This window comes from Lachnoclostridium sp. Marseille-P6806 (genome assembly GCF_900625025.1).
In the GTDB taxonomy this organism is placed as follows: domain Bacteria; phylum Bacillota; class Clostridia; order Lachnospirales; family Lachnospiraceae; genus CAG-791.
Genome location: NZ_LR130586.1, coordinates 37,285 through 63,818, shown reverse-complemented (window position 1 = coordinate 63,818; position 26,534 = coordinate 37,285). Strand labels below are relative to the sequence as shown.

The window sequence follows — 26,534 nt, the reverse complement described above, 5'->3', positions numbered from 1 at the left end:
CAGAATGATGTCTTTCCCAGTTGAGAAGCAGTTTATATCTTCTCAAGAGCTCCATGAGGCGGGATATTCGAATTATAAGATCCGGCAGATGGTGAACGCCGGTGATCTGATCGGCGTCAATCGTAAGTGGTATGAAAATGCCCATTACACTGGAGAGATCAATGATCTTTATGCAGTAACGGCGTATGCGGAACAGGGCGTTATCTGTCTGATCAGCGCGGCGGTGTATCATGAGCTATCAAACGAACGACCGAATCAGATCGAGGTAGCAATACCAAGAAATGTAAGGATCCCCGACTCGCCAGACTGGTCGGCAATGAAATTCTATCGTATGGCAGAGCCACGATATAGTCTTGGTATTGTAGACGTTAAGGAGGGCAGTAATTCCTTCCGCATCTATGATAGAGAAAAAACGGTCTGTGATGTAATTTATCATCGTAACAAGCTGGGGTTTGAGCCCGCAATGGAAGTGCTGAAACGATATGTGCAACGGTCGGATAGAAACATTAATCGACTGATCACATATGCGAAACGCCTTCAGGTCGAGACAATGATAAAACAGTATTTGGAGGCCCTACTATGAGGAACGCCACATCGGTGAAGGAACGTTTGAAGAACTATGCGAAGAAGAACGACCGTATCGTTCAGGACATATTTACCGTTTATGTACTTGAGAGAACCTTGTATCGGCTCTCTGTTTCAAACTACAGGGACAAGTTTACGTTGAAAGGCGGTATCCTGCTATATGGTCTGTATACGGAAGATTTCACACGGGCTACAACAGATATCGATCTTCTCGGTGCAAGGATCAGCAACGAAGCTGACAACATGAAAGCAGTATTTACAGAAGTTTTCAGCATAGAATGTGATGATCCGATCGTTTTTAAGCTGGATTCACTTCAAGTTTCAAATATCACTGAGTTTAAGGAATACCATGGACTGAATGTATCCATCCTGGCCTTCCTCGACCGTACCCGAATTCCGGTCAGCATAGACATAGGATTTGGAGACATCATCTATCCGGAAAGAGTGGAAATGGACTATCCTACGCTCCTGGATGATGTGCCAGCCAAAATGTACGCATATTCTCTTGATTCACTAATTGCAGAAAAACATGTTGGGTCGGCGGAACCTACGACCGTGGTAAGTGCAGAGCAGACAAAGAATCCGGCGAAAAAATCGTCTGCGTGATTGCGATCGGATACGGAGAGACTGATGGTGTTAAACATAAATCAAAGCCGCTGGCAAAGCTCTGTAGCGTATCGGAAGCGGACATGCCAGTCTGGTTTAAGAATGGCGTGAAGGCGGCTACGATGGCCCCGACAGCCCTGAACCAGCAGAAATTCCGCATTTCCCTGGACGGGGAGGAGCCGGTGATCACCGCAGGCAGAGGGGTTACGACAAAAATTGATCTGGGGATTATCAAGTACAATTTTGAAGCAGCCTCCGGGCATAAATGCAGATGAGGAGCGCTGCTATGATCACAGTGAATTTGTATTACACAGGAACAAACGGAAATGCACGGAAATTTGCAGAGGAAATGGAGTCCTCCGGTACAGCAGACCGGATACGTGCTGAGAATGGCAATCTGCGCTATGAATACTTCTTTCCGATGAATGATCCAGAAACGGTTCTGCTGATCGACAGCTGGAGGGATCAGGCGGCGATTGATGTGCACCACGCAAGCCCTATGATGGGAACGATCGCTGCTCTGCGGGAGAAGTACGATCTGCGTATGAAAGTGGAACGATTCGTGAGCGATAACGCACCGCAGGACGAGTCTTTTATCAGGAAGTGAATACGGCAATCGCGGATTGTAAAGGAGACCGTCAGCATGACAGGTAAAATAATCGGAGTCATAATAACCGGAGGAGTGGGAGTCCTTCTAACTGTTTTGGGATGGTTGATTTGGAAGAAGGAAAAGCTCTCTTTGATGCATGATTATCATGTTGATAAGGTTTCTGCAGAAGACAGGCCGGCTTTCTGCAAACTGTCCGGGACAGGACTTATCGTGATGGGGATTGGTTTACTGATAACTGCTGCAATTTTAGCCATCACGGACTCAGCGTACAGTTTTCTTTGTTTCGCTGTTTGTTTTGCAGCCGGTTTGGCAATGCTGATTTTTGCAGGAGCTAAGTACAATCGATAATGACCGATTGTCCGAGGAGATGATGGTATATGTGTGCACGTTACTGGACGGAGGAATCCCCGGAGCTCCGTCCGATTGTAGAGGAGATGAGACGTTCTCCTCTCGTAAGGAAATGGCAGAACACCACAGCGGTTAAGGAGTACGGTGAGATCCGCCCGACAGATGTAGTACCGGTGATTGCCCCGAACCGCACCGGCAGTCGTGCCGTCTATCCGATGAAATGGGGATATGCCGGTAAATCGATTCTCATGAATGCACGATCCGAGACGGCGGCGGAGAAGCCGACTTTTCGTGAAGACTGGGCGAGGCACAGGTGTATAGTTCCTGCGTCTTGGTATTTCGAGTGGGAGCATCGGATCGGAAATGACGGTAAGAAATATACCGGTGACAAGTATATGATCCAGCCTCAGGGGTCTTCCGTAACCTGGCTATGCGGCCTGTACCGGATCGAGGACGGCTTGCCTCATTTTGTGGTTCTGACCCGTGAACCCGGTGATCAGATTCGTTTCATCCACGACCGTATGCCGCTCATCATGCCGGAGAATCTGATAAATGAATGGATCCGCCCGGATGTAAAGCCGGAGGAACTGCTTCCCTATGCGCTGACGGATATGATGTTTGAGAAGGCAGTGAAGCCATGACGAAATGCAGATGGAGATACATGCAATGAACTGCGAAGATTGTAATTATTATGTTTATGATGAAGATGACGACGACTGGTACTGCACGGTCAACATGGACGAATACAATTATGCCCGTCTGGTCCAGGGGCATTATCGGCAGTGCCCATACTACCGCCATGAGGATGATCGAGATGGAAAGATCCTTCGCAGCAGCAAAGCACAGCGATGGACTGGGACTGATTCGTACGAAGCCGGACAGCTCCACGCGAAGTTCGATTCAGCTGTCTGTCATTGCGCTTAACGTGAACCACCTCATGGCGGTTCTTTTATGCGCAAAATTCATATGGGCTGTTTCAAGGTTCACAAGACGAATGACGCAAGGCGTCATGATGGTATTTATGGTTCAAACTGGCGAGCCGATAGAATTGGCCCGTTGTTGAGCACTCATTACGTAGAATCTCACGATATCTACAATGATCAGAATGGTGTAACCCACATCCGCATCAAGGCCCGTCCCAACGCCTGGCATAAGGATGACTGCCCCTTTTGTGCCAGACGCTGCCCTGGATGCGACCACCCGACAACGAACCCAAAGGGCTGGAGAGGTCTGGACTGGGGCGGCATCCTGGTTGAAATTGAATGTCCTACGCACCGTATCAGGTGCCCGCAGCATGGCATTGTGACTGCCGCGCTTCCATGGGCTTATCCAGGCAGCAGTTTCATGAAAGAGTTTGACCTTACCGTTGCCCGGTTCGCCAAATATCTGCCAAGAAGTGCTGTCGCTGCTTATATGCGTATCGACTGGCAAACTGTCGGAAGCTGCATGTCCCGGGCTTTGCATGATCTCGAACCGGAGCGAACCAGAAGGCTCAATAGCCTGGTCAATATCGGCATCGACGAAACCAGCTGCCGTAAAGGTCACAAATACATCACAGTCATCGTAAACCACGACACCAATGAGGTCGTCTGGGTCGCTGACGGCCATGGATTCAGCGTTCTGGAGCAATTCTACAAGGGCCTGACGGACAAGCAGCTGTCATCCCTCAAGGTTGTAACTGGTGACGGAGCCCGGTGGATCACCGATTGTGTGAACAAATATACTCCTGGCTGCGAACGATGCGTAATCCGTTCCATGTCGTCGAGTGGGCTATGAACGCTCTAAGAGCAATGCCAGGATCGAAGGCAACAAACAACAAGATCAAACTGATTATTCGCAAGGCTTATGGATTTCGGAATATGCAGAATATGATGGATATGGTATACCTTGTATGCTCCAATATCGCTATTCCGCTTCCGAACAGAAAACCTCGGGGCAGCCATATTTTACACAGGTATCCTGATAGGGACAGACCAGCATATCAAAACGCATCTCCCTGCTGTCCGCCCTGATCCAGTTTGACCTGAAACCGCAGTCCTCCCCGAAGGAACTCGCTGTCATCTTCGCAAAAAATTTCGGTACCAGCTTATAAATCCCAGGGATTTTCATGACGCCTCTTATTTTTCTCCCGACGCCCGCAGCCCTGTTTTCATAGAAGCGGTTCAGAAAATCCGCAGTTTCCCCGCAGGAGATTCCGTTCTTTATCATGGCATCGAAGGCCGCAATCGCCGGATAAATGCGTTTCCTTGTATGCATATACATCTTCTTCGGCTCATCTGCGTTTTCATGCACGATTTCCGAATAGCGCATCCATGCGTCATTCAATATGGATGCAGCCTTTTCCTGTCCATATTCCTTCTCCAGTGCCTTCCCTGCTCCGTCCAGATAGCTTTTGTCCATGCCCTTATCCATTCATCTCACTTCCTCAAGGCCCATCCAATGGCGCGGCTCCGCATTCCGACGAAGCGCTTGTATAAGCCCTCGTTTTCCATCAGTTCCTTATGGGTTCCCCGCTGCACTATCCTGCCTTCTTGCAGCACTATGATCTGATCCGCCTCCCGCACCGTGGAAAGGCGGTGCGCGATCATCAGTATGGTCTTGTCCTTTGTGAGCTCTGCGATGGCCTTTTGGAGCTCCTGCTCGTTTTCCGGGTCGACGCTTGCAGTCGCCTCATCTAAAATGATGATCGGAGCATCCTTCAGGATGGCCCTTGCTATGGAAATGCGCTGTTTTTCCCCGCCGGAGAGGCTACTGCCGCCTTCACCAATCTTCGTCTGGTAGCCTTTGGGCAATGCCATGATAAAATCGTGGCAGCAGGCTTTCTTTGCCGCCATAATCATTTCTTTTTCTGTTGCGTCTGGCCTTCCGAAACGGATATTGTTTGCGATTGTATCTTCAAAGAGATATACATTCTGGAACACGATGGCAAAATTTCTGAGCAGGCTGTCGCTGGTATATTCCCGGACATTCCGTCCTCCCAGAAGGATTTGTCCGTCATCCACATCCCAGAACCGGGCAATCAGATGGCAGAGCGTTGTCTTGCCGGAGCCGGAAGGGCCGACGATGGCGCAGCTTGTTCCCTGCGTCACAGAGAGATTAATATGATGGAGAATTTCTTTCTCATCATATCCGAAGGAGACATCCTTAATCTCGATATCATAATTCTTTGGCGTTATATCCTGACCGTTCTCGTCCAGCGAGGGAATATCCATAATCCCGTCCAGCCTGTCAAGAGACGCTTCCACTGCCCGGGCTACGCCCGACATGCTCCCCGCTACCTCGACAGCGGAATAAATCATAAAACTGGAAACCAGAAGGAGCAGGCATTTTTCCGGCGTAATGCTGCCGCAGATCAGGAGGTACGGAGCGACGACAAGAAACGCCGCCCTCGCAAATTTGAATACAGACTGATAAAGCGCTGTCATTTTGGAGAATGCTTTTTCCAGAAGAATATTCGCCTCACGGCTCTCCTCGATTGCTGCATCCACCACTTTTCCTGAACGCTCCGCCAGGCCGAATGCCTTCACAACTCCCATGCCCTGCACATATTCCAGAACCGCTGTGACAAGGTCTGCCTGCGCAGCCTGCCTTCTCGGCGCATATTTTTTTCCGACTTTTCCGATGAAGGAATAAACAATCAGGGCAATAGCAAGCCCGGCAAGGGAAATCAGTCCGATTCTCCACTCATAAATCAAAAGCCACACTCCGATTACGATGGCGTGGATAAATCCCCCCGCCACATTTTCCATAATCGTTACAGACTGCTGCTCCAAATCACCGAGCGTCGTGGTAACCGCTGCCGTAATATCACCGAGCCGGTTTTTATTAAAGTACCCCATCGGTGCCTTTTTCAGCTTTTCTCCAATCTCCATACGCTTCTCCGAACCGAAGGCGAAACTGCCAAGGGTTCTTGCATTCGATGAGAGATTGATGAAAATAATCCTTCCGACAATGGAAACAAGCATGATACCAAGCGAAATCCATATGGTTCTTCCCGGCATCTGTCCGCCTGAAATCTGCATCAGAATTCCTGAAAGCACCGTCAGTATTGCCATAATCGGAATCATCTCAAAGAAGGAGCTTATCAGATAAGCAATAAATGAGCGGATGAGACGACTTTTCTGCGTGCCTGAAAAATCAAGGAGCCTCTGAAACAACTTTATCATCATGCCACCCCCTCTGCGATATCCCGGCCCTTCACATGCGCACTCCACAATTCTTTATATAAATCGCTCGTTTTGAGAAGTTCTTCATGTGTGCCCTCTGCTGCAATATTCCCCCGGTCCACAACGAGGATTTTATCTGCCTCCGTAATCGTTGAAAGCCTGTGCGCTATGACAATCAGTGTTTTACCTGATACAAGTTCTGCAATGGATGACTGGATCACCGCCTCATTTTCGGGATCGGTAAAGGCGGTTGCTTCATCCAGAACAACAACCGGACTGTCCTTTAAGATTGCCCTTGCGATGGCAATTCTCTGCCGCTCGCCTCCGGACAGATGGCTGCCTGCATCTCCGCAGGAAGTATCGTAACCATCCGGCAGGGAAAGAATAAAGTCATGGCAGCTGGCTTTTCTCGCTGCGGCCTCTATTTCCGCGTCCGTTGCATCAGGTTTTCCGATTCGGATATTTTCCCGTATAGAAAAATGAAAGAGGAAGTTGTCCTGGGAGACATAAGAGACAAGCTCCATCACCTGTGATAACGGTATGTCCCTTACATCAGCGCCTCCAATTTTGACACTGCCGCTCTCCGCCTCCCAGAAGGACGCGATAAGCCTTGCGATTGTGGACTTTCCGGAGCCGGAGGGTCCGACAATTGCCGTCATGCCGCCCTTTACGCAATCAAAGGAAATACCATGCAGAACTTCCTCCTCTTTGTAGCGGAATGTGACATTTTCAAAAGATACATCTGCATCCGCAAGTTCTTTTCTTTTGTCCGGCCTTACAAGTTCCTGCTGATCAAGGAGACTTCCGACTTCTTTCACTGTGGAATCCACCATAGCAAGGCTGTCCGTATATTGCAGTGCCTGAATCAGCGGCTTTACAAGACCCAGCGCAAGAATAATGCAGGTGATCAGCGTCCCCGCCTCGATTTTCCCATTGATAAACAGCCAGCTTCCAAGCGGCAGTACACCCACAGGAGTTGCCGTAAGTATGGCAAGACCCGCTACATAATATCCGTTGGTCTGCTTAAACCATGTCGCTTTAGATGCTTCATTTTCCGCCACGGCATCGGCGTATTTTTTATAGGAGCGATCGCCCTGGTTGAACGTCTTGACCACCTCAATACCGCCGATGTACTCAACCGTTGCGGCGTCCATGTTTTTTCCGGCGGCAAGCACCCTGGCGTATCTGTTTTCATAATCTTTTAGCATTCCCATATAACAGAAGGCCCCGACAGGGATTGTAACAAGGGAAATGAGCGCGATTCTCCCGTCAAGAATAAAGAGATAAACAAGCATCAGAACGGGAATCAGAATATTCGCCGTCAGTTCCGGAACCATATGCGCCAAGGGAAGCTCCAGTTTTTCCACTGTGTCCACAATGGTTGTCTTAAACTTTCCCGAAGGTGTGTCCAGAATCATCCCCATCGGAACACGGGAAAGTTTGCCAGTGACAGCCATACGGATATTTCGCAAAATAATGAATGCCGATTCATGGCTTTTCATGGTCGAAAATGTACCGAGCCATACCTGCCCAAGATAGCCGGCGAGCGCGATCAATGCAATCAGGACAAGCCTGCCGAAATGATAATCCGAGTGGCATATCATAATTACGCCCTTTGACACGGCGATATAGGGAATCATCCCGCAAAGGGTTCCAAGCACCGCCAGCACTACGGAGGCGGCAAGCTTCCCCTTGCAGGCCGCGGCAAATCCCATGAGGATTTCCACAGCGCTTTTTTCTTTTTTCTCCATCAATTTTTACCTCCGAGAAGATCTATGATTTCTTCCTTCGCTTCACCCTCAAGATTTCTTTCGATTTTTCCATCACGGATAAATAGTATCCGTGTACATATCTTTTTCATAAATTCAATATCATGAGTAATAATCAGGATCACCTTGTCCTGCCCTGCAAGCATCCTGGCAATCTCACCGACTTCTTCCATGCTTTTTAAATCAAGGCCGCTCGTCGGCTCATCAAATACGAGAAGCTCCTTTCCGCAGATTTCGCTTACAGCTACTGAAAGTCTCTGCATCTGTCCTCCGGATAGAGAAAGCGGATGCCGCTCTTTATATTCCAGAAGATCAACCTTATTCAGAATTTTTTCGATTTCCCCGATATCGGGATTCTTTATACCAAGTGTACATTCAGACAGAACGCTTTCCGTGAAAAGCTGGTGTCCCACATCCTGCATGACCATGTAAGCCTTTCCTCGCCTCATGCGCCGGCTTAAACAATGTCCGTTCCAGAAAACATTTCCTTTTATATTTTTCTGCAGACCGCAGATTGCCCTTGCGAGAGTGGTTTTTCCCGCGCCGTTTAATCCCGCTATGGCAATGATTTCGCCGCCCCCAGCCAGAAAAGACGCTCCTTTAAGAACATCCCTGCCTCCAAGCCGGACATGAATATCCTCCACAGACAGATGATTTTCGGAGATGTTTTCCCGCATACCTCCCTGCTCAGATAAAGAAAGATTTCTGACCCTGAGGCCCATCTTTCCCATATCGGATTCAGGAAGTGTAAGGAAAGCAGAAATCGGCATGTCAGATACAATCTCCCCGCCTTTCATATAGACAACACGATCCACGATATCCATCAGGTACCAGAAGCGGTGTTCTGCGATCAGGATTGTTTTTCCCGCATTCTTCGCATTACGTATCAGTTGCGAAAGCTCCCCGATGGATTTCATATCCAGATTGGATGATGGCTCATCAAAAACGAGAATGTCCGGCTCGGCGGCATATACACTTGAGAATGCAATCTTTTGTTTCTCTCCTCCGGAAAGTTCAAAGATGCTTCTTGAGCGAAGACTATGCAGATCGAGTTCTTCTGTAATCTCAGAAAGGCGCCTTAACAGTTCCTCTCTCGAAACGCCCCTGTTTTCCAGTCCGAACACAATCTCGCTGTCAGTATCGGTGTTGAAAAACTGCGTCCTCGGATTCTGAAATACCGTTCCCACCGTATTGGACAATACGGCAATTTCTGTCTTCTGTGTGTCCATCCCGTTTACAAGGATTCTTCCGGAGAGTTTTCCATGATAAAAATGAGGAATCAGTCCATTTACAAGGCGAGTGATTGTTGTTTTACCGCACCCGGATGCGCCGCTGAGCAAAATGCATTCTCCTCGCTTAATTTTAAGAGATACATTCCGTACTCCTCCATATTCACTTTCATCATAAGCGAAAGAGACATTTTGAAGCTCTATCATAAATCAAAACACCCCCTTCCTATTGGCGTAGATCATCCCTGCGACAAGCGCGATATAAAGCAGGATCACAAGCAGATCCCAGACGGAGAACGCCACATTTTCCATACAGGTTCTCTCATTTGCATGCTCGATGCCTCTTGTGATTGCCGCCTGCGTTATTTCATCAGAAATTTTAGATGCCGATACAAGCATGGGGACATAAACATGCTCCATCGTCTGCACAGGGTGCATAAGTAATCCGACAGGAGATGCCGATATACCTCTAAGTGCCATCGCATCCCGGATGGATGACCACTCCTCTCCCATCGTAGGAAAATAGCGAAGCGTGACGGCAAGAGCTATGGTAAGCCCCTTGGGCAAACGCATCTTTGTGATAGCCGCCAGAAATTTGCTCACGCTGGTTGTCGCAATCAGAAAGCTTCCCAGCATAAAGCATGGCAGGAGCTTACGGATATATACCGCAAACATATAGACAATCCCTCCGACAGTCACGGGAAACAAAGGCACAACATATAGCTGTATCAAAAGGAGGGCAAGGAAAAAAACCGTATATTTTATCGTCTTTTTTAGATGGCCAGATAAGGCCAGCAGCAAAAGCCCGGTTCCGGCAAATATGCACTCAACCGTTATGCTTCTGTTCAGGAAAATGGAAACACTGGTTATTGCAAGAATGAAAAGCTTTGTTCTCGGATCAAGTTTCATTTATACAATCCCTGCTTTTTCAAAGTGCTTTTTCAAAAGCTTTCTTCCGATGAGTCCGCCGATGATGGCGCAGACGACCGTTCCGATGACCATAGCCGGAAGAATCCACCATGTCCCGCCAATCGAATGGATTACCCCTTCAAAGGAAGCAAAGTCTCCCTTGTTCTTCATGAATGCATCAAATTGCTCTGGCATAACTGCCATCGGAATGTATGCGCCCATCGGCGCAAGTGCCATGACGCAGTATGCTGTCAGATTCTTCCTGAAGGATCTGAAATCTCCGGAAGCACAGATGAAATCCGCGATAATACCGAAAATCAGAAAGAATACGGACATCATCCAGAACATTCCGGTCACGAAAAGCAGGATGGCGGCAATGACGCCCAGAATCGTAAGAGCACCCTTTTTAGGAATCCTGGCCACATACAGCATGAATACTGTTCCCGTAAACAGCGCTACGATCATCGGCATAAAAGGGAATGTAACAGGCGTCATCTGCGCAATACCGCCGACAACAAAAGCCACTACGGCATAGATCAGCGAAAAAATACCGACGGAAATAAAGTCCCTTGTTTCCAGTTTATTCACATTTGCTTTGTTCATAAAATAAGCCCTCCATTAATGATTTTTTTATGTTAGATATTGCTAACTCAAAAATAAAAAATATTAGGATGTGTTATTCCAGACGGAGCAGCCCTTCCCATCCCGCGTTAAAAAACTTCGCAAGTTCTTCAATATATTGCACGGCTTCTTTTTTCGGCATATCATGAACGATGGTTTCACATACCGCTGTAAAGTAGGCGCTTGTAATCATGTGGTGAAGCTGCCTGCTCATTTTTCCGGAAAGTTTCCCCTTCTTTCTAAGGAGCCTGTAATATTCTTCGGATCTTTTGACTTCCAGATCCACCAGTTCCTCCAGAAAGTTTGCATAGCGGGTTCCTTCTGCTCGGCAGAAAATCAATTTGAATTCATCAAAGTGCTCGTAGATATACTCCACAAAGACGTGCAGATACTGTGTGGAGAGCTTAAGGCTGTCCTTTGTTTTGTCGTCCGGAATCAGTTCAAAATGCGCATCCTGTGCCGCCCGAAACTGCGTAAGCAGACCATCTGCGGCCTCTCCTACGAGATCTTCAAAAAGGGCTGCTTTGTCCGCATAATATCCGTAAAAGGCACCTTTTGTGAATCCTGCTTCCGCAACAATCTGATTTAAGGATGCATCCTTGAAGCCTTTCTCTAAAAATTCCCTCTTCCCGATTTCAAGAATCTTCATCTGGGTGTCTGTTCGTTCCATCTTTGCCCTCCAGAAATATACTACAGGTATATACCGCTGGTATAATAGCATCTCCCATGTATGTTGTCAAGGTTCCTCATAAAAAACCGCGGATAACAAAATTTATAGTAACAAAATTTATAAAATTTAATCCGCATTACTTAGTGGCAAGCAATGCAAACTTGTACAAGTTTGCGAATTTTGCGAGGCGGCCGCATGGCCTGTCCCCGCAAAATTTCCCGCCCGGATCGCCTGTTCGGTGTAGTCGCCTTTCAGGATATTGCAGCGTGTATAACGATCCTGTCCCGGAAGTTTCAGCCGCAGGTTCTTCCGCTCGGTATTGACCTCTACGCTGGACTCCTCCAGCTTTTTCAGAAAGTCGGAAAAGTCTTTTGGCTTTTCTTCCAGCACCGCGTCGATGATTCGGCGAAGCCGTTCCTGATAGGAGGGCTGCTTTTCTTCGCCGAGCCATGTGCCATAGTGCCCGCGGCTGGGTTTTGGATTTTCGACGATGGACAAGTCCATGCTCCATGCAGAGCTTGTCGTTCATGCGCCCGATCGCCCAGGTCGATCCCCAAAAGTTTCTGAATTTCCGGGTGCAGTCAAGATCCACGGAATTGATGATTATGATGAATTGAAAAGAGCTGTCCCGAAGGACAGCCCTTACTATGTATTCCGCCGTGTAGTCTTTTTGTTCCGTATTCACTGCCATGTCTTCCATACCTCGGGCATATAGCCAACGGTTGCCTGCCGTTTCGGACGATGGGCTGCTTCAGGACAGCCTGATTTTCCAGCATTTTTTGTGCCTTATCTTCAGCAGCAATATACCTGATCAGAGCAAGCAGGTCCTTATCCTTACAGTCCGGGTCGATCATGGCTTCCAGACCGCCCACGGCCTGCATCACCGATCCGCCTTACGCGTATCATTGGATTTCTTTGTTCCGAAAATCTGGATATTCATACTGGCTTCCGACTCCTCAGCAAATGTTCTTGTACTTCGGTCAGCATTTCCCGCTCCTGCATTCCCTTACGGTATCCCCGATGCCAAGCGGCCTCGTCAAGGTCAAGACCGGGACAAATCCGAGGTTCTACCGGAACCAGTTTCACCGGGATATCTACCGGGATCTGAACGATCTGCAAATCTTCTGACGATCGGCACGGTCAATGACATGTATACGGAAATGAGCAACGGCGACTATGACTACCCGGAAGTCGCGACACAGGAAATGATGGACCGGTTCTGAACACATAAGCCCCTGCCTTTGCAGACAGGGACTTTCATGTTACCACCCAGTAGTTTCGTTCAGCTGATGCCGGATGTCTCTACCGCCGTACATAATACGTGCAATAGAAACCATATCAGCAGAGTGATCCACGGTATAGAAAATCAGATAGTTATTGATGGGCAGAAAACGGACACCTCTGCTGTGCCAGGGCTCCTCTTTATACAAAGGATTTCTCTCTGGCATGGAATCAAGCGCCCGAAACGTATAGACAATCTTCATTCGCTGTACCGTCTCCTCATTTCGGTTTCCACATCGTCTGCGGAAATGATGCGGCCTGCTGCAATATCATCCATACCCAGCTGCATTTCCGCATCGAACTGTTCCTTCGTTAGTTCGCCGATGGAGACCGGCTTTGCGGCAGGCAGTCTCATTTCAAACGGCATGCCCCGCTGAATGACAACCTGCTTTAAGAACATACCAATTGCATTAGACATCGGGATTCCCAGCTGACCAAGGATTATCTCAGCCTGCTCCTTTGTCGCGGGATCAACACGTGTGTACACGTTCGCTGTTTTGGATATGGTTCTTGCCATGAAAAGCACCTCCTCAATATTTTTGAGGTCAGTATATCACAAATGATTGCTTAAAGAAATCTTAAAGCAATTTTCAAATGAAATGGCCTATGTCTGGAAGGAGGAACCATATGGCTGATAGAATTCGCGGTATGACTGTTGAGATCGGCGGTGATACGACCGGCCTCTCGAAAGCACTGTCCGGCGTCAATAAGGAAATCTGAAACGCCCAGACCCAGCTGAAGGATGTGAATAAGCTCTTAAAGCTCGATCCGACCAACACTACGCTGCTTGCTCAGAAGCAGGGACTGAAGAACCTGGAGAAGGAAGCAAAGAACACAGACTCCTCCATCGCTGCTGCTCTGAAGCAGACCGGGAGCAAGCTGCAGGAAGTGGGCGGTAAAATCTCCGGTGTCGGGGAAACCCTCTCCAAGGACATCACCGCCCCGATCACTGCCATCGGTGCGGCATCCCTCGCCGCCTTTAACGAGGTGGACGCGGGAAATGTCGCAGCAATTCATGAAGCACGGGTATCAGCTTCCGAACATCATATTCTGGAACGTTTCCAGCAGGCATGATATTTTCCATACTTTGATCGCACGAAAATAGTTTCCGTGATCGCAGTCATGTGGATGCAGGCAACAGTACGAACGGTAAAACAAAAGAGCTGATCCCGGAGCTGGTCGGCTGGATCAAAGCCTGCGGCTACGACTGCCAAGTGAAGTCGGAGAGCTTTGTTGCAGGCACGATCGCCGACAGGATCAGAAAGTAAATCCAACCGGCGGGCTATGTTTTCACAGGCGTTGCATCAAATTGAGGGATTTCTCTGGAACAGCATCCGGAGGATGACGCATTATGCGGAAATTCGGACAAGTCTACTAAAATCTGTGAATTCCACGTTTACAGCTCCGTCCCGAACTGCACCGTCCCCTGCATCCAAACAACGCCCTTGAAGCGCCGGCCCACCTCCGGTTCCCCATACAGATCCTGCGTATGAATCATCAGGGCAAAGCGCAGCCCGTTACAGTCCACGACAAGGCGCCACAGCTCCTCATCCGTCATCTTATTTCTGACGATCTCACACTCCCTGATGTCCCCCATCACCGAGTACATATCACATTCCACACCGTAGGGCATGAAATATGAATCCACCAGAGAATACACGTCGTTCGTCTGAATCTGGTGCGAGATCGCGGCATACATGTCCATATCCTGCATGGTCAGATTCTGCATGGCGCCGTCGTCCCCATCCATGGCCTGCCGAAGGAGATTCGTTCGCTTTTCGCTGCGGCGCCTAGAAACCTGAACATCCTGCACGGTCTTCATCACCGGCAGCATGATCGTTCCCTCTGAGGAAAGCGCCGTCAGCATGACGGAGTTCCCGTCAAGATCTCTCACATCCGCGTTGCCCTCCCCCGCCAGCTTCGCGCAGTCGATGAGATTCTGCAGATGAAAAATCAGTGTGACCCCTACCTTGAGATCGTCGCAGACTCCGGCATACATTTCCTCACGGATTCTGGGTTCGATGGTAATCTTCTGCGACGTGCTGATTTCCGAACTGATCGCGTAGGGATAGCAGTACTCATAGCGGAACTGATCCTCTGCATCAAATTCTCCGACAACCGACACACCAAAATCCGGCCCGCAGCTCATTCGGAACTCTGCAAGCAGCGTGTCTTCACCATTTGTCGTATATGCGCGATATTCCGGTGTGATCAGAACCTGATTGATCAGGATCTGCAGTCCTGCGGCTGACATCGGTTCCGAAAATCCGATGGCTCTGAAAAACTTATTCAAAAGAACCTCACTAAATCACTGTGCTTCATATCCGGCAAGGTGCCTGACGGATAGCAAATTCGCCCTTGTCAGTCCTGACGCCGCCTCTGCTCTTTCTTGCGCCCGGCATCAGTGCTTTGGCGTAAGTACCGTCTGCCCGCCCATATAGGGCTGCAGCGCTTTCGGAATCAAAACCGAACCGTCCGCCTGTAAATTATTTTCCAGCAGAGCGATCAGCATTCTCGGGGATGCCACCACCGTATTGTTCAGCGTATGCGCCAGATATTTCTGCCCGTCTGCCCCCTGCACACGGATGCGCAGACGTCTTGCCTGTGCGTCTCCCAGATTGGAGCAGCTCCCGACCTCGAAATACTTCTTCTGACGGGGGCTCCACGCCTCCACATCACAGGAGATCACCTTGAGATCCGCAAGATCCCCCGAGCAGCAGGCCAGCTGTCTGACCGGAATATCCATGGAGCGGAACAGCTCGACCGTATACTGCCACAGTTTTTCATACCACTCCGAGGACTCCTCCGGACGGCAGACGACGATCATTTCCTGCTTTTCAAACTGATGAATGCGGTATACGCCCCTCTCCTCGATGCCATGCGCACCCTTTTCCTTACGGAAGCAGGGGGAATAGCTGGTCAGCGTCTGCGGGAGCTTCGCCTCCGGAACAATCTGATCAATAAAGCTGCCGATCATCGAATGCTCAGAGGTTCCGATCAGGTACAGATCCTCGCCCTCGATCTTATACATCATGGCGTCCATCTCGGCAAAGCTCATAACGCCCTCCACCACTGCGCGGCGGATCATGAACGGCGGCAGGCAGTAGGTAAAGCCTTTCCCTATCATAAAATCGCGGGCATAAGACAGCACCGCCGAATGGAGCCTTGCAATATCGCCTTTCAAATAGTAGAACCCGTTGCCGGCAACACGGCCCGCCGCATCGAGATCAATTCCATCAAAACGCTCCATGATCTGCGTGTGATACGGAATCTCATACTCCGGAACCACCGGTTCGCCGAACTTCTGAAGCTCGACATTCTCACTGTCATCCCGGCCAAGCGGAACCTCCGGCGAAATGATCTGCGGGATGATCATCATATCGTTCTTCACCACCGCAGCGGCCTCTTCCTGTATCTGATCCAGCTTGCTCAGACGCTTTGCATTCGCCGCGACCTGCGCTTTCTTCTGCTCCGCCTCTTCACGGCGCCCCTCTTTCATGAGCACACCGATCTGCTTCGAGAGCGCATTCCTCTCCGCGCGGATCTTATCTGCCTCCACCTGCGCGGCGCGGGCCTCTGCATCCTTTGCAATGACCTCGTCAACCAGAGGCAGCTTTTCATCCTGAAATTTCTTCCGGATATTTTCCTTTACCGCCTCCGGGTTTTCTCTCACAAATCTGATGTCAAGCATTATCGTTCCTCCCTCTTATGAAAACTGGCAAGCGCGTTCGCCAGCGCCTGCTCTTCCTCCGCGCCGAGTTCCACGTCGCTTTTCCCATTGTGAATCACCTTGGTGTAGGAATAGCAGCCGTCCGCGCTGTGCACGGAATTGATCATAATCCCGCTGTTGTTCTCGTCCAGAAGCGCCACCGCATAGCTGAGCATTCCTCCGAGCTGTGCAAACGCATCATATTTTACCACGCCGACTTTCTGTATGGTACTTCTGAGACGGTAATAAATATTGCCGATCTGGCTGCCGCAGCGGTCAAGATCGTCACGGATTCTGGCATTCTCCTCAAACATCTCGTAGACTGCTTCCTCCAGATTTCTCCCGTCTGCCCCCCGCATGAAGCGGTCACAGCGTTCGGAAAGTCTTCTCAGCTTTACATTCTGGACGATCAGCAGGATTCCGAAAACCAACAGAAGAACGGCAAGCACCAGCACAGCAATCCACAGGCTGCCCTGATCCAGTCCCAGACTGTTTACCATTTCATTCATATATTAATCCTCCATGCCGAAGTGTTCCTCCGCGAGGCACGCGCCGTAAAAACAGCCTGCGCCGGCGCGCGGGCTGCCGAGCCGCAGGGTGGCTCATGCCGCAGGAATATCCCACAGATCCTCATTCAGATTTCTTCCCGGTCAGACTTTGTGAGCATCCGCGCAAGACGCTCAAACTCCGCATCGCTGTAATACTCGATCTCGATTTTTCCGGAGCGGTCTTTCTTTCTCTGAATCGAAACCTTTGTCCCCAGCGATGTTTTCAGCTTTTCCTCATACTCCTGATAAATCAGCTCCAATGCGTGATCTTTTTTCTCAGGCGTCTTTTCCTTTTCCGGTTTGCTCATCTTCCGGATGAGCTTCTCGGTCTCGCGGACGCTCAAATTCCCCCGCACAATTTCCTGCGCAATCCGATACTGCTCATCGCCGTCCTCCACGACAATCAGTGCACGTGCGTGGCCCGCAGAAATTTTTTCGTTGATCAGCATCGCCTGCACCGGATTACAGAGCTTCAGAAGACGCAGGGAATTCGTCACTGCCGCACGGCTCTTCGACACGCGGCCCGCCGCCTCATCCTGTGTCAGATGGAACTCCTCAATCAGACGCTTATACGCCTTGGCTTCTTCAATCGGATTGAGCTGTTCTCTCTGGATATTTTCAATGAGAGAAAGCTCAACGACCTCTTTTTCTGTGAGATTATTCCGGATAATTACCGGCACCTCTTTGAGGCCCACCTGCTTTGCAGCCCGCCAGCGGCGCTCGCCGGCGATAATCTCATAATGCGTTCCCACCGTTCGGACAATCAGCGGTTCGAGCAATCCGAATTTTTTGATTGAATCCGCGAGCTCATCCAATTTTTCCTGATCGAATGCCATTCGAGGCTGCTTGCGGTTCGGTTCCACTTTTGTGAGACGGATTTTTATGGAGCCGTCACTGCCAAGCTTCTCCGCGGTTACGCTGTTCTTTTTCTCTTTTTTTGCTGTTGTGCCGCTTCCCGCAGGATTATTTTCCCCGTTTTGCGTGATCTCCTTTTTCGGTTCTTCGATCCCCTGACCGCTCTGTGAGAACAGTGCATCAATTCCCCGTCCAAGACCTCCATGCCGTTTTGTCGCCATATCAGTTCAGATCCTTTCTTTCGATAACCTCTTTGGCCAGTGCCATGTACGCAAGCGCTCCGGGCGATTTGGGATCATAGGTCGTGATCGGCTCCCCATAGCTCGGTGCCTCTGCCAGCCGAACACTCCTCGGAATGATGGTTTGATAAATGTGCTGGCTGACATGATCTCTCACATTTTCCACAACCTGCATGGAAAGATTTGTCCGTCCGTCATACATGGTAAAGACGATACCCTCGATATCCAGACTGGGATTCAGACGTTTCTTGACGTGATTGATCGTCGTGATCAACTGACTCAGCCCCTCCAGTGCATAATATTCACACTGGATCGGTACCAGAACCGTTTTCGCCGCCGTCATGGCATTCACCGTGAGAATATTCAGCGACGGCGGGCAATCCATAATAATGAAATCATACTCGTCTCTGACGTAGTCCAGAATGTTTTTGAGAATTACGCCGCTCGGACGATCCAGATTGATCAGCTCCACCTCGGCGCCGGCCAAATTGACATTCGCCGGAATCACATCCACGCGCTCTCTGACGTTGCGGATAATAGCATCCTGTATAGAACACTCATCCAGCAGCAATTCATACACCGTGTTGACGAGACGAATTTTATCAATTCCAAAGCCGGTCGTTGTATTTCCCTGTGGATCCGTATCCACAACCAGAACTCTTTTTCCCTGCTCTGCGATTGCGGCAGAGAGGTTTATGGTTGTCGTTGTTTTCCCGACGCCCCCTTTTTGATTCGCTACCGCGATTATTCTGCTCATGGACACCCTCTCTTCTATTACAGCTCGCTGACACCGGCGCAAAAGCCAGCTTTCACTATATCACAGTTAATTTTCTCTTTCTAGCCGATTACAAATGTTTCACGTGAAACATTTGTAATCGCAATCAGCTGTTCTGTTTTGCTTTTGTTTCCTGCTTTGTCAACAACTCCCGGCTATTGGGTCAATGATCTTTCCCGTCCTGTCTATCAAACACTAACCCTCATTATATCGAGCCGATCCCTACTGTCATCAACTCCATTATCGAATCAATCTCTGCCTGCCATCGAATCTTTTCACCCCCACTATCGGTTTGATTCATATTAATCACCATGTCGAAGCACGTTGTGCGAGGCACGCGCCGTAAAAGCAGCCTCGCGTCTCATGCCGTCCCACTACGCAACAGCACTTTTCGCTTGCGGGGCAAATCAGCGCATCAGCGTGATTTTTCACACTAAGTTTATCAGAAAACACGGCATAAAATTGTTAAATGTTCGCTCTTCCAAGGCAAGGGGACGTCGTTTTGAACGAGTGTTTGTCGGAGCTTTTCCTCATCATTTTCCTTTCCGCTGATCCGCGTTCGATCGTCCCTGCCCTGCCTCTTCTCAGTATTTTCTGCCTCTGCCGAACAAAAAGCAGATGTTTTATTTTTTATTCCAGCGGTGTCTTTGCCGGTGTTCCTGCCTTCCTCGGGTATTTTTTTGGTGTTATTTTTACTTTTTCAATAGAAATCAACGTTCGTCCGTAGTCTGTTCCCGGCAGATAAAAAGAGATTTCCTTTTTCTTTTTTCCTCCGAGGATCTGAATCGCTCTTTCCGATCGCTCCATTTCTTCGCCTGCTTTTTCTGATTTGTAGGCGATAAATTCTCCACCGGTTTTCACAAAAGGAAGCTCGTACTCACACAAAACGCGCATCTCCGCAACAGCCCGAGCAGCAGCAAGTGCAAAATGTTCCCGGTATTCTTTTGCCCGCGCCAGTTCCTCCGCCCGCGCATGAATCGCAGAACAGTTTCGGAGCTGCAGGCGTTCAATGAGCTCTGTAAGAAAACGAACCCGCTTATTCAGTGAGTCCACCAGTGTCACCCTGGTCTCGGGAAAAGCAATCGCCAGCGGCACGCCCGGAAATCCAGCCCCGGTTCCTACATCGATCAGTTCAATGCCTTCTTCCAATTTTCTGATGTCATAAATGTAGACGATGGACAAGCTGTCCAGAAAATGTTTGGTGAGCACCTCCGGCAAATCAATGATCGCCGTCAGATTCATTACTGCATTCCAATCCACCAACAGGCAATAATACCAGTAGAACAGTTCCATTTGCCGATCTGACAGATGAATTCCCCATTCTTCTGCCTGTTCCCGAAATTGTTTCACGTGAAACATTTCTAAAAAGGCCTGCTCATTTTCTGGTAGTGCAATTTCTTTTTGGTTCATAAAGGCTTCCTGTCCGTTTCTCAGATCAGAGTTTCATTGAATGTTTCCACTCTGTAATATCCCATTTCTGCACCACTCGCAGTTCTGCTCTGTGCATCTCATTTCTTAAACTTTTCAAGATAAATCAACAAGACCTGCACATCCGCCGGGGTTACACCCGACAGGCGCGTCGCCTGCCCGATGGAAGCCGGCCGGTACTGCTTCAGCTTCTGACGCGCTTCGATCCGCAGGCTCTTCACCTCATCATAATCTATATCTTCCGGAATGTGACGGCGCTCCAACTTCTCAAACTGTTCCACCTGTCTGCGCTGTCTCTCGATATAGCCCTCATAACGGATTTCAATTTCCACCTGCTCTGTCACGGACCGGCTGTACTTCGGTCTGTCCGGATCCAACCCGGCCAGAGCATCATAATCGAGCTCCGGACGGCACAGAAGCTCAGCAAGAGAACAAGCGGTTTTCAGCTCCGCAGAGTTTTTCGCCGCAAGAAATTCCTGTACAGGACGCGAGCCCCCGACCTTTACCCGCTTCAGCCTCTCGATTTCCTTGTGAATCGCCTCCTCCTTATTACACAGAGCCTCATATTGCTCCCGTGTGATAAGTCCGACACGATAGCCGTATCTGCGAAGCCTGAGGTCGGCATTATCCTGACGGAGCAGAAGACGATACTCGGCTCGCGAGGTCATCATCCGATAGGGCTCCCGGTTATCCTTACTGACCAGATCATCTATGAGAACGCCGATATAACCCTCGGACCGCTCGATAATCAGAGGTTCCTTTCCTTTGAACTCCATGGCGGCATTGATTCCTGCAATCAATCCCTGCGCCGCCGCCTCCTCGTAGCCGCTGCTGCCGTTGAACTGCCCTGCGCAGAACAGTCCGTAAATATCTTTTATTTCCAGCGTGGGCTTCAGAATATTCGCGTTGATGCAGTCATACTCGATGGCATAGGCATTTTTGATAATTTCGCAGTGCTCCAGCCCGGGCACCGTGCGATACATTCTCTGCTGCACATCGTCCGGCATGGAGGAGGACATTCCGTCGACATAGACTTCATTGGTTCCACGTCCCTCCGGCTCGATAAAGACCTGATGACGGGTTTTCTCCGCAAATTTGACGACCTTATCCTCAATCGACGGGCAGTACCGCGGTCCGGTTCCCTCAATAATTCCCGCATAGATCGGGGAGCGATCAATATTCTCCCGGATGATATGGTGTGTTTCTTCATTAGTATAGGTCAGATAACAGGGAAACTGTTCTATCTGTACCTCCGCAGGATCCGTGGAATAGGAGAACGGGACGACGACCGGATCGCCCTGCTGCACCGTCATTTTGGAATAATCGAGAGAACGTCCGTCCATGCGGGCCGGGGTTCCGGTTTTAAAGCGGCGAAGAGGGATTCCCGCGCTCTCCAGCGAGGCAGAAAGAAGCTCGGAGCGCTGCATTCCGGAAGGGCCGGTTTCCGTAATACATTCCCCCACAAGACAGCGGGCATTCAGATAGGTTCCGGTACAGACAATCACGGCGCGGCACTCATAAACGGTTCCGGTCACAATCCGGACGCCCGTGACCCTTTTCCCGCCTTTCCTTTCTACTATGCTATCTTCTGACCTGTCTGTCGATCTGTCTCTCGATTTGTTTCTCGCTTTATCTTCCGAAGAAGCACTTGTATCCTCCGGCCGATCCAATGCTTTATCCCTCAGCTTATCCTCCGAGGCAGCAGAAGCTTCCGCCTCCTCCAGCAGAATTTCCGTCACCTCTGCCTGACGGATATGTAGCTGCTCCTGCCCCTCGAGCACGCGGCGCATTTCCTTTGAATACTCCGCCTTATCCGCCTGCGCACGCAAAGAATGAACCGCCGGCCCCTTGGATACATTCAGCATCTTGGACTGGATAAAGGTCTTATCGATGTTTTTTCCCATCTCGCCGCCGAGCGCATCGATCTCACGCACGAGGTGTCCCTTGGATGAGCCGCCGATATGCGGATTGCACGGCATCATCGCAATGCTGTCTACATTCATCGTAAAGATTGTCGTATCCAGTCCGAGACGGGCGCAGGCCAGCGCCGCTTCGCAGCCCGCATGTCCCGCACCGATTACACATACTTCCGTTTTTATCCTGTATTCCATAATTTCTCCGCGCTTCAAACAGAACCCGGGCTAAAAGGAACCCCGAAAAGGAAGCTCGAAAAAGAGCTCCGAAAAGAGACTCGAAAGAGAAACCCGAAAGAGAAACCCGAAAGAGAGCTCCCGCAGCAATTCCACTCTACTTCCCCAGACTATTTCCCCAGACAGAATTTTGAAAAAATCTCCTCTGCGAGATCATCCTCCACCTGCTCCCCGAGAATTTTTCCGAGCTCTGCATAGCAGTTCATCAGATCGATGGAATAAAAATCCTCACTCAAACCGGCTTCGATGCTCTGTCTGACCAGATCAAGAGAGCGGCGGGCATTCGAGACCGCCTCCGCATGACGGCGGCTCACAAGATACGGCTCGTTTCTTTCTTTCAGCTCGCCGACATGGAAGAGACGGAGGATTTCTTCTTTCAAAAGCCCCATGCCGCTGCCGGTGAGAAGCGAGGCGCTGAGAAACAGTGGACTGCTGATTTTTGAATTTTTATTCGCATGAAACAGATCCATTGCCTCTTTTTCTGTTTCCCTCAGCGCCAGCTCGGATTTGACGAGATCCGATTTATTGAGAAGAACAATACCTTTCGCTCCCCTGTGCAGAGCCTTTTCCATCGCCTCCGCAATTTCTTTCTCCTCCGCGGAGAGAGGGAGCGAAGCGTCGATGACAAAGATCACGAGATCCGCATCCTCTATCGCCTGTCTGGCGCGGCCCACGCCGATCTGCTCTACGATATCCTCTGTCTCCCGGATCCCTGCCGTATCAGTCAGATGGAGCAGCGCCCCTCCGATCCGAACCGATTCCTCCAGCGTATCTCTTGTCGTTCCGGCGATCTCCGTGACGATTGCCCGCTCCGAGCCGACAAGATAATTCATCAGAGACGATTTTCCGGCATTGGGTCTGCCGATGATGGCGGTACGGACTCCCTCCTTGATAATCCGGCTGTCGTCCGCATACAGAAGAAGAGCGTCCATTTCCTCAATCAGCCCGGCGACCGCAGTGTGCAGAATTTCCGGATAGCTCTCCGTATCATAATTCTCGGGGTCGTCGATCGCCGCTTCAATAAAGGCGAGCTCGTGAAGAACTCTCTCACGAAGAGAACAGATTTTTGACGAGACCTCGCCGGTCATCTGTCTTGCCGCCGTCTTCATGGCAAATTCGTTCTGCGAAGAGATCATGTCCATCACCGCCTCCGCCTCCGCAAGATCAATCCGGCCTCCGAAAAACGCCCGTTTTGTAAATTCGCCGGGCTCTGCGAGGCGCACTCCCTGATCGAGAACAAGCTGCAGAATACGGTTCATCACATAGACACCGCCATGACTGTTGATCTCCACGGTATCCTCCGTGGTATAGCTGTGGGGACTCTTCATCACGGAGATCATTACCTCATCCACAATGTTCATTTGTTTTGCGGCTTCGGCAGGGCTTTCGGGATCGACGATATGCCCGAAATGAATGGTATTTGCCGCATAAGAAAGAAGAGCCCTCTTCCCCGCCGCATTGCGGAAAATCCGGTCGCATGCGGAAAAAGCCTCCGGCCCGCTTACCCGGATGATGCCGATTCCGGCCTCCGTCATCGCCGTGGCCGCTGCCGCGATGGTATCTTCATTGGTATTCTTTACCGGAAGCGCCATCCTTTTCCTCCCTTCCGCGTTCTTTACGAAATCCCGCAATCCCCTGTCCGAGCCGGACTGCCGGTGAAACGAAAGTCCAACAGTCTCCCCGATAGCAGGAGCACTGTTGGACCCTCTTTCATAAACCGCAGCCGTTTTCTTACCGCTTCATCGTCACCACGACCTTGCGGTAAGGCTCCTCGCCCTCGGAATGCGTCGTCACGTAACGATCCCCCTGAAGCGCCGAGTGGATGATGCGCCGCTCGTAGGGATTCATCGGCTCAAGCGCCACAGGTCTGCGTGTGCGTTTTACCTTATATGCGATGTTTCTTGCCAGATTTTCAAGCGTCTCCTTGCGGCGCGCGCGGTAGTTTTCCGTGTCCGCCTTGACATGAATATACTGCTCCGTATCCCGGTTCACAATGAGAGAAACCAGATACTGGAGAGAATCAAGCGTCTGTCCGCGCTTTCCGATGAGAACGCCCATCTCGTCGCCCGAAAGGTCGAGATTCAGAAGATTCCACTCCTTGTCAAAGCTCATGGAGGCAGAAACCGTCATGCCCATGGCCCCGAAAACATCCCCGAGGAACTTCTCCGCCTTTGCCTTGATCTCCTCTGCCGCTTCATCCGAAAGCTGCTGCTCGGCAGGGATTTTCTTATTCTCAGGCGCCGGCTCTTCCTTTCCTGGCTCTCCGCTCTCGCGATAAGGGCTGTGATTTCTCCTCTCGCGATGTCTTCCCGGCTCGTCGTGACGCTCATCATAACGCCGGCCGTGCTCACGCGGCATGCGGTCTGAACGGTGCTCTCCTCCCGCCAATACGAAGGCTTCTTCCTGTTTTTCCGCCTGATCTTTTTCTTTCAGATCTTCTTCTGCCGTTTTTTTTGCCTTTTCGTCGACCTTGTTCAGGATATCTTTCAGCACGGATTCCGTCTCGCTTAAGGAGACCGCTTTGATCCGCGCCTTGATGACGGCAGGCTTCGCATTAAATCCAAGGAAACCGCTGCTTCCCTCGCTTACAACAATGTAATCAAGACGATCGCTGATGACAGAAAGTCTCTGACACGCCGCAGTGATCGCATCTTCAAGAGTTTTTGCCTTGATCTCAATATATCCCTGTTCCATTGTTCCCTCCCGGCCGCGTCTGTGACGCTTACATTTCCTGTCCGCTGTCCGACTGATTATTGAATTCGCGAACCAGATTTGCCTTGGCGGCAAGACTGTCTCTGCGGTACTTTCTGCCCGCGTAGGTCTGCTGCGCGGTGCGCAGCGCCGCCTCTTTCTGCTCCTCGCTCAGAGCATTTCCCGCAGGAGCGCTCTCCTCCCCGATATTTCTTGTATTCATCGTGGAATACTGATTCATCAGGCGCTGGGAAACAGTCTCCCGTCCCGCATTTTTCGCGGCCCGCTTTGCTTGCTTTTCAACATTCTTTGTGATCATCTCATCAATGTCCATCCTGTCGATGTGCTTATTGATGACGACCTGCTGAATCGAGCGCACGACAGCGCTGGCCACCCAGTACAGTCCCATACCGGCAGGAAGCGTGAAGCAGAAATACGCAGACATGAGAGGCATCATGACGTTCATCATCTTCATGGACTGCATCATGGAATCCTGCTGCGCATCCCCGGTGGACTGCCCCTGCGGCGTCAGCTTGATGCTGATCCACTGCGTCAGCGCGGAAAGAACCGGTATCACCACCGAGGCCACGGCAAGCCCGAACGCCCCGGCCTCCCAATACGTTCTCATGGAATAGAACGGGGAATTTCCCATATTCAGACCGAGAAAATTATTGTAGTGATTCAGAAGCTCCGTCGTTTTGGCGATATCGCCCGACAGCGCCGGGAACTTCGCGGCAAGCTCCGCCCAGTCCGTGGTAGAAAAGCGGTTCAGCACGTCGATGAACGTATTGCTCATCACCTCACCACCGAAGCCCTCTGCGGAAAACTGCTTTGCAAACATCGCGGCGGCCTGCGTGGACTGCAGGTACTCCGATGCGCCGGCTGTCGCCGTCAGATTGGTGACGAGGGGAAAGAACGCTTCCTTGACCTGCGTCACATAGGCCGGAATCCGGTAAATAATCTGATACAGAGCGAAGAGAATCGGCATCTGGATCAGGAGCTGCGCGCAGCTTCCGGTCGCCGAGACCCCGTATTTCTTGTAGACACTCTGAATCTCCTCATTCTGCTTGAGCATGGAGTTCTGGTCTTTTTTATTCTTGTATTTTTCCTGTATCTTCTTGATTTCCGGCTGCATTTTGATCTGCAGCTTGGAAAATTTCTGCTGACGTATCGTCAGGGGCATCAGTGCTGTCAGAATCACAATCGTGAAAAGAATGATGGACAGACCGATGTTCGGAATACCGATCTTATCAAGCAGCCAGAAAATCGCATTCATCAGATATCCCAGAAGAACTGCGATCTGTCCGATGATCACGGTTGAAGATTTTGTGAGCATCATAGGGTC

Annotated in this window: 30 protein-coding genes and 3 pseudogenes; 12 read left to right on the top strand and 21 right to left on the bottom strand. The window is 50.3% G+C overall.

What is annotated here, in order from left to right; genetic code table 11:
* Positions 1 to 4 precede the first annotated feature (4 nt).
* From E0E20_RS12300 to E0E20_RS14850, 9 genes and pseudogenes are all read left to right on the top strand, one after another.
* Entirely contained in the window at positions 5 to 583 is a 579-nt protein-coding gene (locus E0E20_RS12300; RefSeq protein ID WP_130838486.1) for a type IV toxin-antitoxin system AbiEi family antitoxin domain-containing protein, read from the top strand.
* Positions 580 to 1,191 (top strand): nucleotidyl transferase AbiEii/AbiGii toxin family protein, encoded by a 612-nt coding sequence (locus tag E0E20_RS12295; RefSeq protein WP_130838485.1) that lies wholly within the window; start codon positions 580 to 582, stop codon positions 1,189 to 1,191. The genes E0E20_RS12300 and E0E20_RS12295 overlap by 4 nt, the downstream gene beginning before the upstream one ends.
* Positions 1,170 to 1,466 (top strand): annotated as a pseudogene (locus tag E0E20_RS13965) (nitroreductase family protein); the annotation flags it as partial. The gene E0E20_RS12295 and the pseudogene E0E20_RS13965, both read left to right, overlap by 22 nt.
* An 11-nt stretch (positions 1,467 to 1,477) precedes the next feature.
* Positions 1,478 to 1,798, top strand: coding sequence for a putative quinol monooxygenase (locus tag E0E20_RS12285; protein WP_130838483.1), 321 nt, complete (start codon positions 1,478 to 1,480; stop codon positions 1,796 to 1,798).
* 36 nt (positions 1,799 to 1,834) lie between these two features.
* Positions 1,835 to 2,149, top strand: coding sequence for a DUF3784 domain-containing protein (locus E0E20_RS12280; RefSeq protein ID WP_130838482.1), 315 nt, complete (start codon positions 1,835 to 1,837; stop codon positions 2,147 to 2,149).
* Positions 2,150 to 2,178: 29 nt separating this feature from the next.
* Positions 2,179 to 2,790: an SOS response-associated peptidase gene (locus E0E20_RS12275; RefSeq protein ID WP_130838481.1), complete on the top strand. Its 612-nt coding sequence runs from the start codon at positions 2,179 to 2,181 to the stop codon at positions 2,788 to 2,790.
* A gap of 4 nt (positions 2,791 to 2,794) precedes the next feature.
* A complete protein-coding gene (locus tag E0E20_RS14665; RefSeq protein ID WP_334295346.1) occupies positions 2,795 to 3,073 on the top strand; it encodes a DUF6472 family protein in 279 nt (92 codons plus the stop codon).
* Between the two features lie 27 nt (positions 3,074 to 3,100).
* Positions 3,101 to 3,925, top strand: a complete 825-nt coding sequence (locus tag E0E20_RS12265; protein WP_130838479.1) for a transposase — start codon at positions 3,101 to 3,103, stop codon at positions 3,923 to 3,925.
* Complete coding sequence (locus tag E0E20_RS14850; RefSeq protein WP_130838478.1) at positions 3,889 to 4,161, top strand: transposase; 273 nt, start codon at positions 3,889 to 3,891, stop codon at positions 4,159 to 4,161. Before E0E20_RS12265 ends, E0E20_RS14850 begins: the two co-directional genes overlap by 37 nt.
* Here the strand turns inward: E0E20_RS14850 and E0E20_RS12255 are convergent.
* The 9 genes and pseudogenes from E0E20_RS12255 to E0E20_RS14660 all read right to left on the bottom strand — a co-directional run.
* Positions 4,055 to 4,561, bottom strand: a complete 507-nt coding sequence (locus tag E0E20_RS12255) for an L-2-amino-thiazoline-4-carboxylic acid hydrolase (protein WP_130838477.1) — start codon at positions 4,559 to 4,561, stop codon at positions 4,055 to 4,057. The genes E0E20_RS14850 and E0E20_RS12255 overlap by 107 nt on opposite strands.
* Before the next feature lie 5 nt (positions 4,562 to 4,566).
* The gene (locus E0E20_RS12250) at positions 4,567 to 6,318 is read right to left on the bottom strand and encodes an ABC transporter ATP-binding protein (RefSeq protein ID WP_330508976.1); all 1,752 of its coding nucleotides are present in this window, start codon (positions 6,316 to 6,318) and stop codon (positions 4,567 to 4,569) included.
* Entirely contained in the window at positions 6,315 to 8,066 is a 1,752-nt protein-coding gene (locus E0E20_RS12245) for an ABC transporter ATP-binding protein (protein WP_130838476.1), read from the bottom strand. Before E0E20_RS12245 ends, E0E20_RS12250 begins: the two co-directional genes overlap by 4 nt.
* On the bottom strand, positions 8,066 to 9,520 hold the full coding sequence (locus tag E0E20_RS12240) for an ABC transporter ATP-binding protein (RefSeq protein ID WP_130838475.1): 1,455 nt from the start codon (positions 9,518 to 9,520) through the stop codon (positions 8,066 to 8,068). Before E0E20_RS12240 ends, E0E20_RS12245 begins: the two co-directional genes overlap by 1 nt.
* A gap of 3 nt (positions 9,521 to 9,523) precedes the next feature.
* The gene (locus tag E0E20_RS12235; protein WP_130838474.1) at positions 9,524 to 10,222 is read right to left on the bottom strand and encodes an energy-coupling factor transporter transmembrane component T family protein; all 699 of its coding nucleotides are present in this window, start codon (positions 10,220 to 10,222) and stop codon (positions 9,524 to 9,526) included.
* Positions 10,223 to 10,825, bottom strand: coding sequence for an MptD family putative ECF transporter S component (locus E0E20_RS12230; RefSeq protein ID WP_130838473.1), 603 nt, complete (start codon positions 10,823 to 10,825; stop codon positions 10,223 to 10,225).
* A 73-nt stretch (positions 10,826 to 10,898) separates the two neighbouring features.
* On the bottom strand, positions 10,899 to 11,564 hold the full coding sequence (locus tag E0E20_RS12225) for a TetR/AcrR family transcriptional regulator (RefSeq protein ID WP_330508975.1): 666 nt from the start codon (positions 11,562 to 11,564) through the stop codon (positions 10,899 to 10,901).
* Positions 11,565 to 11,639: 75 nt separating this feature from the next.
* Complete coding sequence (locus E0E20_RS12220) at positions 11,640 to 12,011, bottom strand: hypothetical protein (protein ID WP_242622784.1); 372 nt, start codon at positions 12,009 to 12,011, stop codon at positions 11,640 to 11,642.
* Positions 12,012 to 12,194: 183 nt separating this feature from the next.
* Positions 12,195 to 12,400: pseudogene (locus E0E20_RS14660) on the bottom strand (arsenate reductase family protein); the annotation flags it as partial.
* Positions 12,401 to 12,482: 82 nt separating this feature from the next.
* Here E0E20_RS14660 and E0E20_RS13960 point away from each other — a divergent pair.
* A complete protein-coding gene (locus tag E0E20_RS13960; protein WP_165444099.1) occupies positions 12,483 to 12,641 on the top strand; it encodes a hypothetical protein in 159 nt (52 codons plus the stop codon).
* Positions 12,642 to 12,775: 134 nt separating this feature from the next.
* Here the strand turns inward: E0E20_RS13960 and E0E20_RS12205 are convergent, their stop codons facing one another.
* The gene (locus E0E20_RS12205) at positions 12,776 to 12,997 is read right to left on the bottom strand and encodes a type II toxin-antitoxin system RelE/ParE family toxin (protein ID WP_130838470.1); all 222 of its coding nucleotides are present in this window, start codon (positions 12,995 to 12,997) and stop codon (positions 12,776 to 12,778) included.
* Positions 12,994 to 13,299, bottom strand: a complete 306-nt coding sequence (locus E0E20_RS12200; protein WP_130838499.1) for a type II toxin-antitoxin system RelB/DinJ family antitoxin — start codon at positions 13,297 to 13,299, stop codon at positions 12,994 to 12,996. The genes E0E20_RS12205 and E0E20_RS12200 overlap by 4 nt, the downstream gene beginning before the upstream one ends.
* Before the next feature lie 239 nt (positions 13,300 to 13,538).
* Here E0E20_RS12200 and E0E20_RS14845 point away from each other — a divergent pair, with 239 nt between their 5' ends.
* Together E0E20_RS14845 and E0E20_RS12190 are read left to right on the top strand one after the other, a co-directional pair.
* Positions 13,539 to 13,868, top strand: coding sequence for a hypothetical protein (locus tag E0E20_RS14845; protein WP_165444098.1), 330 nt, complete (start codon positions 13,539 to 13,541; stop codon positions 13,866 to 13,868).
* 44 nt (positions 13,869 to 13,912) lie between these two features.
* Positions 13,913 to 14,062: pseudogene (locus E0E20_RS12190) on the top strand (ribonuclease H-like YkuK family protein); the annotation flags it as partial.
* A gap of 128 nt (positions 14,063 to 14,190) precedes the next feature.
* Here the strand turns inward: E0E20_RS12190 and E0E20_RS12185 are convergent.
* The 10 genes from E0E20_RS12185 to E0E20_RS12140 form a co-directional block, all read right to left on the bottom strand.
* On the bottom strand, positions 14,191 to 15,087 hold the full coding sequence (locus E0E20_RS12185) for a DUF3881 family protein (RefSeq protein WP_130838468.1): 897 nt from the start codon (positions 15,085 to 15,087) through the stop codon (positions 14,191 to 14,193).
* A 108-nt stretch (positions 15,088 to 15,195) separates the two neighbouring features.
* Positions 15,196 to 16,485: a serine--tRNA ligase gene (gene serS / locus E0E20_RS12180; RefSeq protein WP_130838467.1), complete on the bottom strand. Its 1,290-nt coding sequence runs from the start codon at positions 16,483 to 16,485 to the stop codon at positions 15,196 to 15,198.
* The gene (locus tag E0E20_RS12175; protein WP_130838466.1) at positions 16,485 to 17,012 is read right to left on the bottom strand and encodes a DUF4446 family protein; all 528 of its coding nucleotides are present in this window, start codon (positions 17,010 to 17,012) and stop codon (positions 16,485 to 16,487) included. Before E0E20_RS12175 ends, serS begins: the two co-directional genes overlap by 1 nt.
* 125 nt (positions 17,013 to 17,137) lie before the next feature.
* Positions 17,138 to 18,127 (bottom strand): ParB/RepB/Spo0J family partition protein, encoded by a 990-nt coding sequence (locus E0E20_RS12170; RefSeq protein ID WP_130838465.1) that lies wholly within the window; start codon positions 18,125 to 18,127, stop codon positions 17,138 to 17,140.
* A gap of 1 nt (position 18,128) precedes the next feature.
* On the bottom strand, positions 18,129 to 18,902 hold the full coding sequence (locus E0E20_RS12165) for a ParA family protein (RefSeq protein ID WP_130838464.1): 774 nt from the start codon (positions 18,900 to 18,902) through the stop codon (positions 18,129 to 18,131).
* A gap of 648 nt (positions 18,903 to 19,550) precedes the next feature.
* Positions 19,551 to 20,279, bottom strand: a complete 729-nt coding sequence (gene rsmG, locus E0E20_RS12160; protein WP_130838498.1) for a 16S rRNA (guanine(527)-N(7))-methyltransferase RsmG — start codon at positions 20,277 to 20,279, stop codon at positions 19,551 to 19,553.
* Positions 20,280 to 20,428: 149 nt separating this feature from the next.
* Entirely contained in the window at positions 20,429 to 22,459 is a 2,031-nt protein-coding gene (mnmG, locus tag E0E20_RS12155; RefSeq protein WP_130838463.1) for a tRNA uridine-5-carboxymethylaminomethyl(34) synthesis enzyme MnmG, read from the bottom strand.
* A gap of 149 nt (positions 22,460 to 22,608) precedes the next feature.
* Positions 22,609 to 24,090, bottom strand: coding sequence for a tRNA uridine-5-carboxymethylaminomethyl(34) synthesis GTPase MnmE (gene mnmE, locus E0E20_RS12150; RefSeq protein ID WP_130838462.1), 1,482 nt, complete (start codon positions 24,088 to 24,090; stop codon positions 22,609 to 22,611).
* Between the two features lie 139 nt (positions 24,091 to 24,229).
* Positions 24,230 to 25,192 carry an RNA-binding cell elongation regulator Jag/EloR gene (gene jag / locus E0E20_RS12145; RefSeq protein WP_130838461.1) on the bottom strand — a complete coding sequence of 321 codons (963 nt, stop codon included), beginning with the start codon at positions 25,190 to 25,192 and terminating at the stop codon, positions 24,230 to 24,232.
* A 28-nt stretch (positions 25,193 to 25,220) separates the two neighbouring features.
* Positions 25,221 to 26,528 carry a YidC/Oxa1 family membrane protein insertase gene (locus E0E20_RS12140; protein ID WP_242622786.1) on the bottom strand — a complete coding sequence of 436 codons (1,308 nt, stop codon included), beginning with the start codon at positions 26,526 to 26,528 and terminating at the stop codon, positions 25,221 to 25,223.
* Positions 26,529 to 26,534: the final 6 nt, after the last annotated feature.

Excerpts from the sequence above, each read along its gene's own strand:
- E0E20_RS12300 (WP_130838486.1), top strand. The coding sequence starts at position 5 with ATGATGTCTTTCCCAGTTGAGAAGCAGTTTATATCTTCTCAAGAGCTC.
- E0E20_RS12295 (WP_130838485.1), top strand. The coding sequence starts at position 580 with ATGAGGAACGCCACATCGGTGAAGGAACGTTTGAAGAACTATGCGAAG.
- E0E20_RS12285 (WP_130838483.1), top strand. The coding sequence starts at position 1,478 with ATGATCACAGTGAATTTGTATTACACAGGAACAAACGGAAATGCACGG.
- E0E20_RS12280 (WP_130838482.1), top strand. The coding sequence starts at position 1,835 with ATGACAGGTAAAATAATCGGAGTCATAATAACCGGAGGAGTGGGAGTC.
- E0E20_RS12275 (WP_130838481.1), top strand. The coding sequence starts at position 2,179 with ATGTGTGCACGTTACTGGACGGAGGAATCCCCGGAGCTCCGTCCGATT.
- E0E20_RS14665 (WP_334295346.1), top strand. The coding sequence starts at position 2,795 with ATGCAGATGGAGATACATGCAATGAACTGCGAAGATTGTAATTATTAT.
- E0E20_RS12265 (WP_130838479.1), top strand. The coding sequence starts at position 3,101 with ATGCGCAAAATTCATATGGGCTGTTTCAAGGTTCACAAGACGAATGAC.
- E0E20_RS14850 (WP_130838478.1), top strand. The coding sequence starts at position 3,889 with ATGCGTAATCCGTTCCATGTCGTCGAGTGGGCTATGAACGCTCTAAGA.
- E0E20_RS12255 (WP_130838477.1), bottom strand. The coding sequence starts at position 4,561 with ATGGATAAGGGCATGGACAAAAGCTATCTGGACGGAGCAGGGAAGGCA.
- E0E20_RS12250 (WP_330508976.1), bottom strand. The coding sequence starts at position 6,318 with ATGATGATAAAGTTGTTTCAGAGGCTCCTTGATTTTTCAGGCACGCAG.
- E0E20_RS12245 (WP_130838476.1), bottom strand. The coding sequence starts at position 8,066 with ATGGAGAAAAAAGAAAAAAGCGCTGTGGAAATCCTCATGGGATTTGCC.
- E0E20_RS12240 (WP_130838475.1), bottom strand. The coding sequence starts at position 9,520 with ATGATAGAGCTTCAAAATGTCTCTTTCGCTTATGATGAAAGTGAATAT.
- E0E20_RS12235 (WP_130838474.1), bottom strand. The coding sequence starts at position 10,222 with ATGAAACTTGATCCGAGAACAAAGCTTTTCATTCTTGCAATAACCAGT.
- E0E20_RS12230 (WP_130838473.1), bottom strand. The coding sequence starts at position 10,825 with ATGAACAAAGCAAATGTGAATAAACTGGAAACAAGGGACTTTATTTCC.
- E0E20_RS12225 (WP_330508975.1), bottom strand. The coding sequence starts at position 11,564 with ATGCTATTATACCAGCGGTATATACCTGTAGTATATTTCTGGAGGGCA.
- E0E20_RS12205 (WP_130838470.1), bottom strand. The coding sequence starts at position 12,997 with ATGAAGATTGTCTATACGTTTCGGGCGCTTGATTCCATGCCAGAGAGA.
- serS (WP_130838467.1), bottom strand. The coding sequence starts at position 16,485 with ATGCTTGACATCAGATTTGTGAGAGAAAACCCGGAGGCGGTAAAGGAA.
- E0E20_RS12175 (WP_130838466.1), bottom strand. The coding sequence starts at position 17,012 with ATGAATGAAATGGTAAACAGTCTGGGACTGGATCAGGGCAGCCTGTGG.
- E0E20_RS12170 (WP_130838465.1), bottom strand. The coding sequence starts at position 18,127 with ATGGCGACAAAACGGCATGGAGGTCTTGGACGGGGAATTGATGCACTG.
- E0E20_RS12165 (WP_130838464.1), bottom strand. The coding sequence starts at position 18,902 with ATGAGCAGAATAATCGCGGTAGCGAATCAAAAAGGGGGCGTCGGGAAA.
- rsmG (WP_130838498.1), bottom strand. The coding sequence starts at position 20,279 with ATGTTTCACGTGAAACAATTTCGGGAACAGGCAGAAGAATGGGGAATT.
- mnmG (WP_130838463.1), bottom strand. The coding sequence starts at position 22,459 with ATGGAATACAGGATAAAAACGGAAGTATGTGTAATCGGTGCGGGACAT.
- mnmE (WP_130838462.1), bottom strand. The coding sequence starts at position 24,090 with ATGGCGCTTCCGGTAAAGAATACCAATGAAGATACCATCGCGGCAGCG.
- jag (WP_130838461.1), bottom strand. The coding sequence starts at position 25,192 with ATGGAACAGGGATATATTGAGATCAAGGCAAAAACTCTTGAAGATGCG.
- E0E20_RS12140 (WP_242622786.1), bottom strand. The coding sequence starts at position 26,528 with ATGATGCTCACAAAATCTTCAACCGTGATCATCGGACAGATCGCAGTT.